Source organism: Okeania sp. SIO1H4, from assembly GCF_010672695.1.
In the GTDB taxonomy this organism is placed as follows: Bacteria; Cyanobacteriota; Cyanobacteriia; order Cyanobacteriales; family Microcoleaceae; genus Okeania; species Okeania hirsuta.
Genome location: NZ_JAAHGB010000021.1, coordinates 40,749 through 55,718, shown reverse-complemented (window position 1 = coordinate 55,718; position 14,970 = coordinate 40,749). Strand labels below are relative to the sequence as shown.

Here is a 14,970-nt window from a genome sequence, read left to right as displayed (position 1 = left end):
TAGTAAGAAGAAAGAAGGAAAATCTGAGGTTATCTGAGTTTTAAGGTTTTGATATATCAAATGCAGTAATGGCGACTGCTATAAAAAGCATTTTTCGTGCTTTTTTTCAGAAAATTTCTTCTCTGTTACCTTTTCCCTACTTCTGTAAAAATTATCTTATTTTTCACCTCTATGTCTATTGATTAAGCAAAATATTTCTCATTATCTACAAATCTGAAATCTGGCGATCGGTTATAGAAAAGTTTTTAAGATTTGGTATTAGCGATCGCTGAATTATTTGTAGATTAATATTTTTGCAGTTGCTAATTTGTTAGTCTTCTTTTTTAGTCTAAAAAATCGTACATATCTGTGGAAGATAGTATTATATGAATGCCTAATTTAATTGAAACGAAACATCAATGGAAAAATCAAGGATTTTGTATTTTTCCCAACTTTATAGATACAAAAAAACTAGAAAAATTACATTTTATCTGTGACGATATTTTCAATCAATGGCTAGCAGCATCTCCCAATATTAAAGAAGCTGCCAATACAACTAATATGGCATATTTAACTGAGCCTATTTAGGGCTTGCTGATTAAATATAAAAGCATTTACAGGTAAAGTTTTTAACCTTTTTAGGATCGAAAAAACTGCGCCTGTTTCAGTCTAAAATGCTCAAAAAGTTAGTATTTTAGGCTCATAGTTGGGCAGAAAAATCATTCTTATAATTCTTACTTCTACCTCCTCGCTTATTCCCATTTCTCCTGTCTCCTGTCTCCTACAAAGAGCAAAAATACTTTCCATACGCAAACCCTATTTAACCCACTGTTCAAATATTTTTGCTCCAATTTTATACTGCTCATCATCAATTTTTTGAATTACTCCTGTACCAGCTAATACCTCAAGAGCGTCTGCTATTTCTCCAATACTTAAGTCAATTTATTGAGCTAGAGATTCAGTTGTTCCCATTCTCTGTTCTATCAGTTTTAAGTAAACCGATCGCTCAATTGCACTAAAGCTATAACTCTTTTTTTGTTATCCCACCAAGCAGAAAAATCTCCATCATATTGACGAATTAAGTTGTTCATTAAACTATCTATTATATAAGATTGATCTGAATTTTTATAATCAAAAATTGTGTTGAGTAATTGTTGAATTAAATAGGGATGACCGCCAGACCATTCAATTATTTGCTCAATTTCTTCATCAGTCAGGAAAATATTTTAAACTTGACGGCGGTAGGCAATTAGCTGTTGTACATCTGCCTCTTTCAAAGCTTCTAACCATTCTACTTCAGCAATATTGAGCAGGGGAGAACCAACTTTTTGTTGATAATCTTTTAAGTCTTGATAACCAGAAAAAATCAAAACGACAAATGGTTTGAGGGCAGTATCAGTATCCTTCAAAGCTCGGAGATAACTCCAAGCATCGTTTGCCCATTCCTGACTCACAATAAATTCTGCACCATCTATCAAATAGCAAACACCGACAAAATTTTTCTTTTGCAAAGATTTCAGTATTCTTAGTAAGTCTTGGCGGAAATCTTCATTTATCAAGCGACGTTCGTAGTCTGGGTTAGTCACTTTTAGAGAAATGCCTGCTTTTTTTATCTCTCCTCCCGAAATTTGTCGCCGTAAACGACGGTAACTTTTACGCCAGTTAGATAACCTGCCTTCTTTATATTCAGCGAAAGCTTCTTGGAGACGGGCAATCATTAAATAGCGCAGATGGTCTAAACTTTCTGGTCGCTCTTGTTGGAGGTTGAATAACACTGGAAATGCTCGATAGTCGAAATTGCTAGAGGTCAGAAACCGATGTTGAATCTCATTTAACAAGCTGGTTTTTCCCAAACGATGACCTCCTAATAAAATGCGTACCGAAAAAGGCGATCGCTCAATAGCTGCCAAAATATCATTTCGCCCAAAAAAGTAACTGGTATCTGATATTGGCAGTTTAAAATCTGGTCTTACCAAAGTTGTCACTCTTAAAGCTCCTATTGTTTAAAAAAGTGGTCAGCAGTCAGGAGTAATCTTATTTCTTTTTCTCCTTAAAAGCAGAGAATTTCAACTTTTGGGGATTAATTATCAATTCCCCATTATCAATTATCAATTATCCATTATCCATTCTTGCACCTCCTCTTGTTTCATTTGCATTCGCAACCATTGAGACAGAAGCGGTAATTTTATTTGATACTCATCTTCTGTTCCTGACTCTTGCCCTAGAATTAAACCAACTGATTCTAATCACAGCAAAGCATCTAAACACTCACTTTCTGTGAATTGATTTTGCAGTTTTTTCAGTATACCAGATGATGGAATTCCTGATTCAAGCTTTTCATTGCAAGCAAGCAACCGAATAATTGCCATTGCTGAGTGAAACTGCCGTTTTTCTATGTCGCTCCAAATATTTTGCAGTAATTTTTTAATACTCCTGAATAAGTGAATGGTTTGCTCAAATAACGTTGGGCATCAGCAAACTGGATATTATTTTCATTCTCTTTTGCTACTTTCTTGCACAATAAACTTGCTAATTGCCGAGATACAAAGGGATGTCCGCCACTTCTAATATGAATTTCACTCTGAGTTTCTTCGTCAAAAGTAATTCCCATTAAGTTTCCAATATCAGTCAACATTCGAGTCGTTTCATCCACAGAAAATGGTACGACAAAAATTTCCTTGAAAAAGTTAAACACAGGATTAGTAGGTACATTAGATTGCTGCCATTGATTGATGCGATTAATATCTGGATGGACATCCGCTACCAGTAAGGAAAGAGAACGTTTTTCTTGACTGACTGCTCGTAAAGCTCCGAAGAAAGCATTGCACTCCTCCGCTCGCTCCTTTGCATCTGTCTCTGTGGGAATGATGCGCTCAATTTCATCTAGAAAAATTAGAATGGGAAGTTGATAACCGAGTTGAGAGAGTTGTTGAGTCAAACTTTGCAACTGTTCAGTAAATTCTGTTGTCAGATGGGCAGCAGGGCGATCGCTCTCAAATAATTTAGGGTGACTCACCATTTTTGCGGAACGGGACTCAATTAGTTGAAACAGTTTTGACAAAATTTGATTAAACAACTCTGCACCATAATGTGGTTTGCTCCCGTAAGTTTGCAAGTCAATATGAACTAAAGGATTTTCTCGCATTGCAAATCCCAATTGCAACAACAAGGAAGTTTTCCCAGACTTGCGCAAACCAAAAATGCCAATACCCTGACCTCGACGTAGATTTTCTTCCAAACGTTGTAGTAGTTCCCCTCTACCAAAAAATGTGAGAGTATCACCGATGGCATTGCGGTCATCAAATATGTCTGCTCCTAGTAAATAGCGTTCTGTGTACTCAGCTAAAAGTCCTGAAGACTCTTTCTCCTCTCGTAGTGATTTTTCCACTGCTGTTAGAGGAATGGGAATGAGGATAAAGCGATCGCGCAATCTTACTTAGGCCATTCGCATTCGGAAGAGAATATCTGGAGGTTCGCGATAGAAAATAATTCCTGCTTGTTGTTGCTTAGATTTTTTCATTTTGGTTGCTTGTTGCACTAACTCAGCTATGTCTTGAGCATCAGGTTGTTCTATTGCTAAGGAGACAGGTATGGGAATGTAGGATTTTAGCTTGCCCGCAGCAGAGGTTATCTGTAGTCCATGTTTGCCATTGTCGCTAGTTGTTGCCCCTGCATTTTGCAGAAATTTTTGCACTTCAACTTTTAATCTATCTGTGACTTAATGAGTTAGTTCTATTTTCTACTTCAGTGGGGTGCGATCGCTATAGGTTAAAGGTAGGTCTGTATCTTTTACCCATTCTGGCTGTTTGTTTAGTGAAATTGTCATTGTGCCATCTTCAGAAACTTGGTAGATGTATAGGCGATTAGGACAGAATTTCGAGTCTAAATTTGGAAATGAATCAGGCCACTTTCCTTGTTGCTTTGCTAGTTCCTTAACTTGCAGAATTTTTTGGGTGAATTCTAGTTCTAGCATATGTGCTGCTGCTATTGTTTCAAATGCAGCAAAACCCTTTTTTTGTGGCAAACACTTTGTGAGAGGCTGCTTAATATTTTGCCTTTTCCTCTTAGTCAAGAGATTGTATATATTTTTTAGCTCATATGTCCTATAAATGCTTGTCCTCTAATTTCTCATTTACCACAGTTAAAAGACAAACCAAATTACTACAACCAAAAAAAGCAATTACCAGAACTGAAAAAAGCTATAGTAGAAGTCAAACACTCAGGCGAGCATCTGGATTTTTCCCAAGTCTATTCAACAGTTTTGCAAGATATCTGTAAAAGAGTAGAAACAACATTTTCTAGATTTGTAGCAGGCGATCGTAAAGGTAATCGTAGCGGCCAACCGAGATATAAAAGTCAATCTAGATATCGTTCATTGAACTTTCCTAATGCTGATGATTCTTGGTTAAAATTTTCATCAATTAATAGTAAATTGTTATATATTTCAATTCCTAAAATAGGTTTGATTAAAGTCAGAAACCACAGAACAATACCTGATGGAAGCAAAATCAAACAAATTTCACTAACAAAAAAACTGATGGAATGACAAAATATATTATTAGTATTAGCTAACTCAATTTTTTTCTGCCAAGCTTGCAATAGTGAAATATCTTCTTTTTTATTATTAGTTTCTGACATTTCTCTTGACGATATTCAAATTAATATATTAGGACTATAAGATAGTAATGGGAAATATAATATCTACTTAATTATCCATCATCAAATGTTGAATAAGTTGATGAGCTGCTCCGATGAGGATATTTGGTAGTGAGTAAGATGATGCTATTTTTTTTGATAGGTCGATATTGACAAAAAAGTCGTTCGTCATCAAAAAAATTTTCCTTTTACGCTAAAGCATACAAAACTTTTGAAAAGTCACATTAATAGCTTCTGACTTCTGACTTCTGACTTCGTTAACTCTTTCCTAACCAAGCAAAAGCTCGATTTAATTCAGCAGTACCATTTTTTTCATACCATTTTCCGTGGGATAAAATAATTTTTTGAGGCTCCCATTTTAACATCTGCTTGAAACAGTCACGAGCTTGATTTTTTCGCCCCCAAAATGTTACTCGCAAATCCAGTGGTGTTTTACCATTTGGAGCTGCACAACCAATCAACTTTATGAGAAAACCAAATTTTTTACTAACTTTATTCAGCTCAAAATTTTCAATCAAATCTGTCAGAATAAGGGTAGAACTTTGGCGATGAAAAAAAACTACTTCATCCATAAATCTACTACCTCGAAAAATTAATTGAGCAATTTCTTCTGACCATTCAACGGGCGCTTCATCTGCTAAAAAAGTATGAAAAGTCACCTCAATTTTCTGTTGTGCTGCTCGTTCTAAAACTCCTGGTGATGCCCATGCAGTAGCTTCTGGATAAGCCTTTGCCCAATTATGAATGTAAGTATAATGAATTTTGTTAGGTGAAATTAAGTGACGCACTAAACCTAATTTATCAATTTCTGCTTTTAATTTTGGGGTTAATTCTATGGGAGAATGACACCATAATTCACCATTTTTTAGTCGCACAATTGTCATGCGTGTAGGAAATGGAATCCTGGTTCCATACATTGCCATTGTGACAATTCCTCCATCAACAATCCAAATATTTTCATCTACTATTTTAGGAATATTAATTGGTTCATATAAATCGATAATATTTTGACTCATAGGAAAACCTATTTTTGAGTTTTATGCTTAAGAAGTAAGAAGCAAGAAGCAAGAAGCAAGAAGCAAGAAGGAAAAATATTGCTCTGAGTTTTAAGCTTTATTTAGTGCATCGAATTTTACTTGTAAATTTTACTTGTAGTAAACTGACACAGCTAAAACTGTGCAATAGATTGTTATTTCTAGGTGTCTTTATCTCCCCTACTCCCCTACTCCTCTACTCCCTAATGCAAAAAATTAGGTGTGTCAGTCCACTACTGGAATTTCTTCCCTCCTGACTCCTGACTCCTGACTCCTGACTCCTTCTTCAACAAGTAGAAAACTGCTGTAATTTACTAACTAAATGGTCAAAATAAGGAGCTAATTCTGCTTGTTTTTCCTCGGAAAATCTTTTTAAGCTAGCCGTTTTAATTGCTTCTAAACCTAACACCATTGCTGATAGTGGTACAAGCAATTCTTGATAAAGTAAATTCATATAATGCAGACCTTCAGCACTGGTAAAATCTGTCCGATCGCCAGCAATTCCATAAGTAATACAACGTAAAAAATGCCAGAAGTCTCGCCAACAAGCTTCGGCTCGTGCTGGTGGATATAAATCGCCTCCTTCTGCTGTAATATTCGGATATTTTGCTAATACTTTTTCCCTAGCTTCATCAACTATTTCTGCTGCACAATCTCGAAGTAAACTAGCAGCTTCAAGAGAAAAAGTTGGCATTTTTGCATAATTTTTGAGTACCTGTAAATCATCATCTGTTAAATAACGACCTTCATCATCAGCCATTTGAAATAGTTGAATTACTTCTGTTGGTAAAACCTCTTCCCAAGTTTTAAAACTAACTATTCTCGCTTTAGGAATTAATTGTTTGGCAGCTTCAGTTAAAGGTGTAGGTTGTTGTAAACGCAGCTCTTTCAGGGTTTTATCAATAAAGGACAATTCTGGATGTTGTTCCAACTTGGCCATTACCTTGGCTTTAGGCATCTTAACTTTTTTCGCTGTTTCTATAGTGTCATTGACAATACGCTCTTTCAATTGCTCTAAACCTGTGATTACTTCTTCTATTTCTTGAACTTTTGGTGTTGAAGTATTGGCTTCTATAGTTTCAGACATAATGACTTTCTCATCAATTTTTGTATTTTTCTGAAATTTATCATCCCAGATTTAGGGATTAGTTGCTAGTATTTGTAAAGAAACGTAAATAAAATTAAGGAAGCCTTAACATGGAAATGAAGCAAATTCAGTTATACTTAAATAGCTCTGATTCTCAAGAGAGACTCAAAGCACTGACCGAGTTGAGAAATTATGAAAGCGAAATAGCAATTCCTTTGCTCATAACTAGACAGCGCGACCCAGAATTTATAGTACGTTCATTTGTAGCAATGGGATTGGGCAATAAACGCAGTCCAGAATCATTTAAAATCTTACTGGAAATGATGAAAAATGACCAAGACTACAATGTGCGAGCTGAAGCTGCAAACTCCCTATCTAAGTTTGGAGAAGAGTCAATTCCTCATTTACTGGAAACATTCCGTCAAGACGATAATTGGTTAGTGCGTCGGAGTATTCTTGCTCCTCTTACAGAAATGCCATTTCCTGAAGCACTCTATGAAGCATGTATTTGTGCGATCGCAGGTGAAGATTTGACTGTCAAGGAAGCTGCCATTCATGCTTTAGGTGCTTTGGCGGGAACAATTAAAGAAACTGAAGCTTTACAAAAACTTTTAGATTTTGTCAGTGCCAAATCTTGGATGACCCGGTTACGAGTTGTTCAGGCGTTAAGGAGATTTGAAAACCCTCAAGCAAAAGCAGCTTTAAGTTATTTGAGCAAAGATGAAGATCATAGGGTAGTAGCTGCAACTTTGGAGAGTTTCCTTAATTAAGACTCTCACTACACTCAAGGGAGTAGGGAGTAGGGAGTAGGGGCGAACGGCCCGATAGATGGTGTATGCAACGTCCGTAGGTCTTAAGGAACAAGGGGAAAGACGTTATATAGCAGTGCGCGCTGGTATATTTATAAATTGCAGGAGGTGCCCAATAGCTAAAAGTCTTATATGATTCCTACGGAATGCTTGCGCAAACGGCTTTTTATTCCCCTCCTGGGAGGGGTTAGGGGTGGGTTGCCTATTGCCTGTTGCCTGTTGCCTGCGCGCAGCGCTATAAAATCTTATTTGAGAATGTACTGGAGAATTAAATCAACATCTTGATTTGGGTTAAAAAAGGAGTTTCTATGAGTACCATCAAAACAAATCTGCCAACAAATACATGGGCGATCGCTACCTGGGATGAATTCATCGAAATGGCAAATAATCCTGCTTATAAAAAAGCTAAATGCTATTACCACAACGAGCAAATCAGAATTGAAACTATGCCAATAGGACCTGACCACTCCAGAAATAATGCAATTATTCTATTTGCAATTAATCTTTTTTGCACTATCAAAGGTCTTGCTTTTAATAGTTTAGATAACTGTAGCTATAGAATGACAGGTATCAGAGAGTGTCAACCAGATATATCTTATTATATTGGGAAACGAGCAGACTTGGCTCCAAAAGGAACAGCCATTACTAACCTCGACACTACGCCACCGCCAGATTTAGTTATAGAAGTTGCTGACTCTACTTTAGCTGATGATATTGGTCACAAAAGGTTACTTTACGAGGAAATACAAGTAGCAGAATACTGGGTGGTAGATGTACAAAAAGCACAAATTATTGCTTTTGCGATTATTGGTAATAATGGTAGCAGGCGTATTCGGGAGTCGGCAGTTTTACCAGGGTTAAGTATTGATATATTGGAAACTGCTTTAAGTCGCAGTCGCACGGAAGACCAAGCACAGATAGGGGGTTGGTTATTAGGGGAGTTTCAGTAATTTTCAAAAGTAATATAGCGCTACGCAAGTAGGGCACGGATTAATAATAATATTGCTGTTACTTTATTAAGTTAGTAGTATTATTTTTAAATAAAGATTATTAGAAATTCATGCTTAATGGCAAAAACACCTATTGATTTATATGGATAACGTCCGCAGTAAAGATATTGCTACTTACGTTATTGATAAAGAAATTTGGGTTAATAGCAGTTTTGAAGGTGGTATCTCCACATTTGCAGTTCCCAGAGGCGGTAAAAACTGGTGGAAATTAGAACGAGATACCGAGATTCCTTCAGCACTAACGCTGATTAATGATTACAATAATCACTGGTTATGGACTCCAAGTTATACTATGCCATTAGAAAAATATAAAGCAGTTCTTAGAGAAATAGGAACATATTTTAAAAAGATAACCTAAGCTATAAAAAGGTAGTAATGATTATTTTAGTAGGCTAACATTTTACCCAATTAGTAAACGAAGGAAATTTAACTATGAAATTATATCATGTCCGGTTGAATAATTAGACTTTGCTGGAAGGAAGGCAGGAGGCAGGAGGCAGAAGGTTTTATCCTATTGTCACCTTAATTTTATACACGCTCCGATGCTACCGGACATGATTTTATCTTATAAAGCAACACAATTTATTGTTGAGGCAATTGAATATCAAATAGCAGCTTATCAAAAACGTTTGGAGGAAATTGAAAATATAGATGAGGATGAGGCATCAGATATTGGCAATGATTGTGGTTTTTTGGAGGCACTTCGTAATGATTTACTAGAGACTTTGGAGGAAGGAAAGTTGCCTCAAGGGATGGGAAATGTTGAGTCGGAGTTGGAGAGTTTATCTTGGCAAGAATTAGTGAAATTTACTAAGGAATTATCTATTAACGATCGCTTGTTGTTAGTGGGATGTAATTAATAAGTCTATTCGAGAGGAAATTAGTAGCGCTAAGGCAGTTACTTCTTCTGTTTAAAGTCAAGGCGATCGCCTCTTAGGGATGAGAATGAGCGATCGGTGAGTTATTATGGTTCTAGCAATTGCCGAGCAGAATGGCGAATATGAAGAACGTAAACAATTTGTTCTGAAACTGTTCTACATTTTTTCTCAGAGATATCTACAGCACTTTGCGACTCTATGAGGTACACCCATAGCGGGCAAGATGCCCGCACCACAATGTTTTCACCATTTACCCGAAATATGCTGTAATATCATGTCCGGATAAGAGCGTGGTAAAAAAACTTTCTCCTTTCTCCTTTTTCCTTTTTCTTCTTTCTTCCCTCCTGACTCCTGACTCCTGACTCCTGACTCCTTCTTCAATCCTTCAAAGTCGATCGCATAGTCGGGAACATAATGGCATCCCGAATACTTTGAGTATTGGTCAATAACATCACGACACGGTCAACTCCAATACCCATTCCACCACAACTAGGCATCCCCAAGGATAACGCCTGAATAAAGTCTTCATCCATTGGATGCGCTTCATCATCTCCTGCATCTCTCTGGGCAATTTGTTCCTCAAAACGTTGGCGTTGGTCTTGAGGATCGTTTAACTCGGAAAAACCATTGGAATATTCTGTACCGTGAATAAATAACTCGAATCTTTCGACAAAACCTGGTTTGCTATGATGTCTTTTTGCTAACGGACTGACTTCAACTGGAAAATCAATTACAAAAGTAGGTTGAATTAAAGTTGACTCTACTTTTTGGTCGAAAACAGCATATAAAAGATAACCTAAACTTTGTGTTTCTAACTTGGATAATTTTAGGTTTAATTTTTCTACAGCTTTAATAGCTTCTGGCAATTCTAAGTTATCAAAATCTAGTCCTGTTTCATCCTTAACTGCTTCTACCATTGTTTTAACTTGCCAATGTTTGCCAGTGAAATTAGGATATTTTTGACTATGGTCATATTGACGTTCTAAATTAATAATTTGTCCTTGATATTCTATCTCTTTTATATCTCCTAAAACATTGTTCATACAATAACAAATAACATCTTCTACAAAACCCAAAATTTCAAAATAATCTGCATAAGCTTGATAAACTTCTAGGGAAGTAAATTCAGGATTATGGGTACTATCTATTCCTTCATTTCTAAATACCCTACCTAATTCAAATACCCGTTCAAAACCACCACAAATTGCCCGTTTTAAAAATAATTCTGTAGCAATTCGCAGATATAAATCTACATCTAAAGCATTATGATGAGTAATAAAAGGTCGAGCAGCAGCACCTCCATAAATTGCTTGTAAAACTGGTGTTTCTATTTCATAAAATCCAGCATCCCAAAGATATGTACGAATACTTTGTAAAATTTTACTCCGCATTCTAAAACGCTGTAAAGATTCGGCATTTCCAGCCAAATCCATTTCTCGATGACGACGACAAATTTCCGGGTCATTTACACCATAATAAGAGTCAGGAAAAGGAATAATAGCTTTGGAAATAATCTCAAGTTTATTTACCTGAATTGATAACTCACCTCGGTTAGTACGACAACCTATTCCTTCCGCACTAATAAAGTCTCCCACATCCAGAAGTTTTTGTATTTGTTTAAAGCTTAAACCAGGATCTCCCTTAACTAATTTTTTCTCAATTTTAAGTTGAATTTTTCCACTTTCATCTGTTAAGTTAATAAAACCAATACTACCACTATCGCGCTTAGTAGTAATACGACCACAAACTTTTAATAATTTTTCATCAGGGTCTGCTTCCCCTGGTTCTAATTCTTTTGCTGGTGGGGAAAATAGGTCGATAACTTGTTGAGCAGTGTGCGATCGCTCTACTGCTTTACTAGGATAGGGGTCTATTCCCAGGGAGCGTAATTCATCAACTCTTTGTGAACGAACTTCTGCTTCGTTCCTGGTTTCGTTTTTAGCCATTGGTAATTGTATTCTATATTTGGTTAATGAGGTTAGTATAATACCATAGTTTTTCTGTTTCTAGGAGGTGAAAAAGATTAAATTATTCCAAAGTTATTTGGAGGTTAAAAGTTTGGGATTGAAGAAGGAAGAAAGAAGAAGGAAGAAGTAAGAAGGAAGAAATAAAAGTAAGCATTTCCTCCGGAATGCTGCGCAAACAGCCGTCAGCGATCAGCTACTACTTTTAGTTTACTATCAAAGCGTTATTAATTGTCTTACTAGAAAAGTAGGCTCCCTTGACCTTAAAGTCTATTTGAATTTAAACACTGTCCTATATGAGAAAGTCTTGTTGCTGTTAACGCAGTTCCTCCGGAGGAGGCTAGCTGAATGCTAATAGCTGTTTGCGCAGCATTCCGCAGGAAATGCTTACAAATAAAAAGGAAAAAGTGGATGGGGATAGTCAACTACCTGCTACTTCGTGTCTGATAACCCCAACTAATTAACTAATTGTAAATATCCTGTAGACGGCGAGGTATTCAAGCAAAAATTAAAATATAAAAATGATGTTATTGAAGGTTATTTTTGTTTTTAATAATATTTAAAATATACAAAAAATTAATGGTAAATATTTTTTTGAGAGATCAATATTTTAATTTATGCAGTGAGAAAAGTTTAAGTTTTGAGGTTTTTATAGTTTCAATACTTTCGTAGTGATAGTCATATTTTCTAGACTTATAGTAATGAGCGCTGGTATATTTACAAATTGCAGGAGATGCCCAATAGCTAAAAGTCTTATATTATAGGCAATTTATCCCCCCTGTTGCCTGTTGCCTGTTGCCTGTTGCCTGCGCACAGCGCTATATTTAGAATACTGCTTCACGCATCTTATATGAAATACAAAAAATCGTGCTACTTACCGAATAATTAAGGTTTAAAACCTCTCCTTTAAAGGAGAAACAATGAATTAATTTTTCTGTTCGTCAATCAATTCCGTTTTCAACAATTAATAATTAATAATTAATAGTTATTAATTGTTGAAGAATCTTCTCATTTCCCCCTACTCCCCCACTTCCTTCCGTATCCGTGTATCCGTGCCATAATCGGTGTGAGCCACTCCCCCGCTCTCCTACTGACGCTTTCCCAAAGCAGCAGGAGGGGTAGATTTTCCTGCTAAACCAATTAAAGCTAACAAAGCAATAACATAAGGTAACATCTCTAAAAATTGATACGGAATATTCAGATTAAAAGCTTGAACTCTTAATTGCAAAGCTTCTGTTGCTCCAAATAATAAACAAGCTAAAACGCTATTCACTGGATGCCATCTACCAAATATTATGGCTGCTAAGGCAATGAAACCTTTTCCACTACTCATTCCTTCGGTGAAAAATTTTACATGAACTAATGCTAAATAAACTCCTCCTAAACTTGCCAAACAACCGCTAAAACCTACGCTTAAATAACGCACTAAACTAACAGATATTCCTGCTGTTGCTGCTGCTTGAGGATATTCACCAACTGCTCTTAATGTTAAACCCCAACTGGTATGAAAAATGATATAAGTAGAAACGGGAATTAATAGCAAAAGTAGATAAAATAATAGGTCTTGATTGAATAATATTCCCAAAATTTGCAAATGTTTTAATCCCAAAAAATTGATATTTTCAATACCTGGTAGAGCAATTGTGCCACTGTCAAATAATACCCTAGCTCCATAAGCAGTTAATCCCGATACTGCTAAATTTATTGCTAAACCTGAAACTAATTGATTGACTTTTAAACTGACACAAAGATAGGCATGAATTAAGCCTAAAATTCCCCCTGCAAAAATTGCTACTAAAGTTCCTATCCAGACATTTTCAGTGGAAATAGAAACAGCCGCACTGATAAAAGCACCTGTTAATAACATTCCTTCTAAAGCAATGTTTAGAATGCCGGAACGTTCGGAAAATATTCCACCTAAAGCAGCAAAAGCTAGAGGAACAGAAAGTCGAATTGTGGCAGATAAATAATCAGAGAAAAAATTGATATTTGTCATTTTAGTCCAGTAGGGTGCGTTAGACCGCTAAAATTTAGACTGTGGGTGGCATTTAACAACCCGTCGTAACGCACCATTTGAGTTGTGTCCACTACAGCAACACCCAAACAATTATAACTTTTTGTTGGGGGTTGCACATTATGGAATGATATTACCAAAAATTAGTTTAGACTTTAACTAAAAAAAACTATTAATTAGTCATTCTAGCAATTATCAAATCCAAAATCCTGTTCATCAAAAATATAAAATCATTCGTCACTGTGCAACGCCTTTTGTTGGGTTTCCTTTGTCAACCCAAACTACAAAATGCTTAAATTGTTACTTAATTCATTCTGACTCCTGACTCCTGTCTCCTGACTCCTTTTTTAAACTTAATTGTTACTTAATTCATTCTGACTCCTGACTCCTGTCTCCTGACTCCTTTTTCAAACTTATTGCTAAAAACAACACTGTTAAACCTTGAATAGCATAAACAATAGTTATCGACACCCCCGCACTCCGCTGCATCACATTTGCCCCACTCCTGAGAACGCCAAAAAATAAGGATGTTAAAATTACTGCTAGGGGGTTGCCCCGACTTAATAATGCAATGGCGATCGCGTCAAAACCATAACCAGGAGAAAAGTTTTCAAACAACCGATATTTTGCTCCTAATACTTCTGCACTTCCTGCTAAACCTGCTAAACCACCTGATAAACCCATGACTGCGAGAATAGTCTGGTTAACAGAAATTCCGGCGTAACGAGCTGCGGTAGGGTTTTGCCCGACAGCATCTACTTGATAACCGAAAGCTGTAAACGACAACACCACGGCTAAAATCATCGCAATAGCTAACCCCAATAAAATTCCAGCGTGAGCTTGAGTTTTCGGCAAAATTATCGGTAAACGCGCTGACTCGGCAATAAGAGGAGTGTACGGACTGGGAGCGTTCGGGGCGATAAGTGGTTCGTTTACCATGTAGTTGACAAAATTTTGAGCGATGTAATTTAGTAGTAAAGTAGTCAGCACCTCATTTAAACCACGGGCGACTTTGAGATAACCAGCGATCGCTCCCCAAATTCCTCCGAGAAGAAAACCTCCTGTCAATGCTAGGGGTAAATGTATCCATATTGGGAAGTTAGGCAAATATAGTCCGACGACAACACTGCCTAAAGCACCCATATAAATTTGCCCTTCCCCACCGAGATTAAATAAACCTGCTCGTAATGCTATTAATATTCCTAAACTTGCGAGTAATAGTGGGGTGGTTTTGCTGAGGGTGTCGCTGAAACCAAAGTAGGTGGTTAGAGATTCTTGGAATAGGGCGGTATAGGCAGTTACGGGGTTGGTTTTTGCTAAGAGCATTAAACCTGCTCCTGTTAATAAGGCGGCGAATACGGCGAATATTGGGAGTAGAATTTTCTGCATCAGTTTGTAGTTGGGTTTTGGCACCTACAAATTTTATCTTAATATTATGTCTGTTTTTGTTCGTCCACAATAAAAACAATAAACCGTAGGTTGGGTTAAGCGGCAGCGCAACCCAACAGAAAACTTCTCAACTTGCTCTACTATTATGGC

The 14,970-nt window shown here is 36.6% G+C and carries 19 protein-coding genes; 5 read left to right on the top strand and 14 right to left on the bottom strand.

Annotated features, from left to right (window positions below):
- Nucleotides 1-369: 369 nt before the first annotated feature.
- Nucleotides 370-567 carry a hypothetical protein gene (locus tag F6K06_RS16330; RefSeq protein WP_124143932.1) on the top strand — a complete coding sequence of 66 codons (198 nt, stop codon included), beginning with the start codon at nt 370-372 and terminating at the stop codon, nt 565-567.
- Nucleotides 568-657: 90 nt separating this feature from the next.
- Here the strand turns inward: F6K06_RS16330 and F6K06_RS16325 are convergent, their stop codons facing one another.
- The 9 genes from F6K06_RS16325 to F6K06_RS16285 all read right to left on the bottom strand — a co-directional run bounded on the left by F6K06_RS16325 (nt 658) and on the right by F6K06_RS16285 (nt 6,756).
- Complete coding sequence (locus F6K06_RS16325) at nt 658-786, bottom strand: hypothetical protein (RefSeq protein ID WP_275670310.1); 129 nt, start codon at nt 784-786, stop codon at nt 658-660.
- A 419-nt stretch (nt 787-1,205) separates the two neighbouring features.
- Nucleotides 1,206-1,964 carry a hypothetical protein gene (locus tag F6K06_RS16320; protein WP_205127283.1) on the bottom strand — a complete coding sequence of 253 codons (759 nt, stop codon included), beginning with the start codon at nt 1,962-1,964 and terminating at the stop codon, nt 1,206-1,208.
- Between the two features lie 407 nt (nt 1,965-2,371).
- Nucleotides 2,372-3,409, bottom strand: a complete 1,038-nt coding sequence (locus F6K06_RS16315; RefSeq protein WP_124143933.1) for an ATP-binding protein — start codon at nt 3,407-3,409, stop codon at nt 2,372-2,374.
- A gap of 6 nt (nt 3,410-3,415) precedes the next feature.
- Nucleotides 3,416-3,673, bottom strand: coding sequence for a hypothetical protein (locus F6K06_RS16310; protein ID WP_124143934.1), 258 nt, complete (start codon nt 3,671-3,673; stop codon nt 3,416-3,418).
- 45 nt (nt 3,674-3,718) lie between these two features.
- Nucleotides 3,719-4,003 (bottom strand): hypothetical protein, encoded by a 285-nt coding sequence (locus tag F6K06_RS16305; protein ID WP_124143935.1) that lies wholly within the window; start codon nt 4,001-4,003, stop codon nt 3,719-3,721.
- A gap of 332 nt (nt 4,004-4,335) precedes the next feature.
- Nucleotides 4,336-4,617, bottom strand: a complete 282-nt coding sequence (locus tag F6K06_RS16300) for a hypothetical protein (protein ID WP_124143936.1) — start codon at nt 4,615-4,617, stop codon at nt 4,336-4,338.
- A gap of 67 nt (nt 4,618-4,684) precedes the next feature.
- Complete coding sequence (locus F6K06_RS16295; protein ID WP_275670311.1) at nt 4,685-4,807, bottom strand: hypothetical protein; 123 nt, start codon at nt 4,805-4,807, stop codon at nt 4,685-4,687.
- Between the two features lie 85 nt (nt 4,808-4,892).
- Nucleotides 4,893-5,651, bottom strand: coding sequence for a DUF4336 domain-containing protein (locus tag F6K06_RS16290; protein WP_124143937.1), 759 nt, complete (start codon nt 5,649-5,651; stop codon nt 4,893-4,895).
- A 304-nt stretch (nt 5,652-5,955) separates the two neighbouring features.
- A complete protein-coding gene (locus tag F6K06_RS16285; protein ID WP_240038838.1) occupies nt 5,956-6,756 on the bottom strand; it encodes a phycobilisome protein in 801 nt (266 codons plus the stop codon).
- Nucleotides 6,757-6,866: 110 nt separating this feature from the next.
- Between F6K06_RS16285 and F6K06_RS16280 the strand changes: the two genes are divergently transcribed.
- From F6K06_RS16280 to F6K06_RS16265, 4 genes are all read left to right on the top strand, one after another.
- Nucleotides 6,867-7,526, top strand: coding sequence for a HEAT repeat domain-containing protein (locus F6K06_RS16280; protein ID WP_124143938.1), 660 nt, complete (start codon nt 6,867-6,869; stop codon nt 7,524-7,526).
- A gap of 347 nt (nt 7,527-7,873) precedes the next feature.
- Nucleotides 7,874-8,515 carry a Uma2 family endonuclease gene (locus F6K06_RS16275; protein ID WP_124143939.1) on the top strand — a complete coding sequence of 214 codons (642 nt, stop codon included), beginning with the start codon at nt 7,874-7,876 and terminating at the stop codon, nt 8,513-8,515.
- A 142-nt stretch (nt 8,516-8,657) separates the two neighbouring features.
- Nucleotides 8,658-8,933 carry a hypothetical protein gene (locus F6K06_RS16270; RefSeq protein WP_205127284.1) on the top strand — a complete coding sequence of 92 codons (276 nt, stop codon included), beginning with the start codon at nt 8,658-8,660 and terminating at the stop codon, nt 8,931-8,933.
- Nucleotides 8,934-9,129: 196 nt separating this feature from the next.
- Complete coding sequence (locus F6K06_RS16265) at nt 9,130-9,435, top strand: hypothetical protein (protein WP_124143940.1); 306 nt, start codon at nt 9,130-9,132, stop codon at nt 9,433-9,435.
- Between the two features lie 261 nt (nt 9,436-9,696).
- On the opposite strand, the gene F6K06_RS16260 is transcribed toward F6K06_RS16265, so the two are convergent.
- The 5 genes from F6K06_RS16260 to F6K06_RS16240 form a co-directional block, all read right to left on the bottom strand.
- Entirely contained in the window at nt 9,697-9,834 is a 138-nt protein-coding gene (locus F6K06_RS16260) for a hypothetical protein (protein WP_161565194.1), read from the bottom strand.
- Entirely contained in the window at nt 9,831-11,399 is a 1,569-nt protein-coding gene (lysS, locus tag F6K06_RS16255) for a lysine--tRNA ligase (protein ID WP_124143941.1), read from the bottom strand. The genes F6K06_RS16260 and lysS overlap by 4 nt, the downstream gene beginning before the upstream one ends.
- Before the next feature lie 1,105 nt (nt 11,400-12,504).
- Nucleotides 12,505-13,413, bottom strand: a complete 909-nt coding sequence (locus F6K06_RS16250) for an ABC transporter permease (protein WP_124143942.1) — start codon at nt 13,411-13,413, stop codon at nt 12,505-12,507.
- Nucleotides 13,410-13,550, bottom strand: coding sequence for a hypothetical protein (locus F6K06_RS16245; RefSeq protein WP_161564392.1), 141 nt, complete (start codon nt 13,548-13,550; stop codon nt 13,410-13,412). The genes F6K06_RS16250 and F6K06_RS16245 overlap by 4 nt, the downstream gene beginning before the upstream one ends.
- A gap of 250 nt (nt 13,551-13,800) precedes the next feature.
- Nucleotides 13,801-14,820, bottom strand: a complete 1,020-nt coding sequence (locus F6K06_RS16240; protein ID WP_287308845.1) for an ABC transporter permease — start codon at nt 14,818-14,820, stop codon at nt 13,801-13,803.
- Nucleotides 14,821-14,970: the final 150 nt, after the last annotated feature.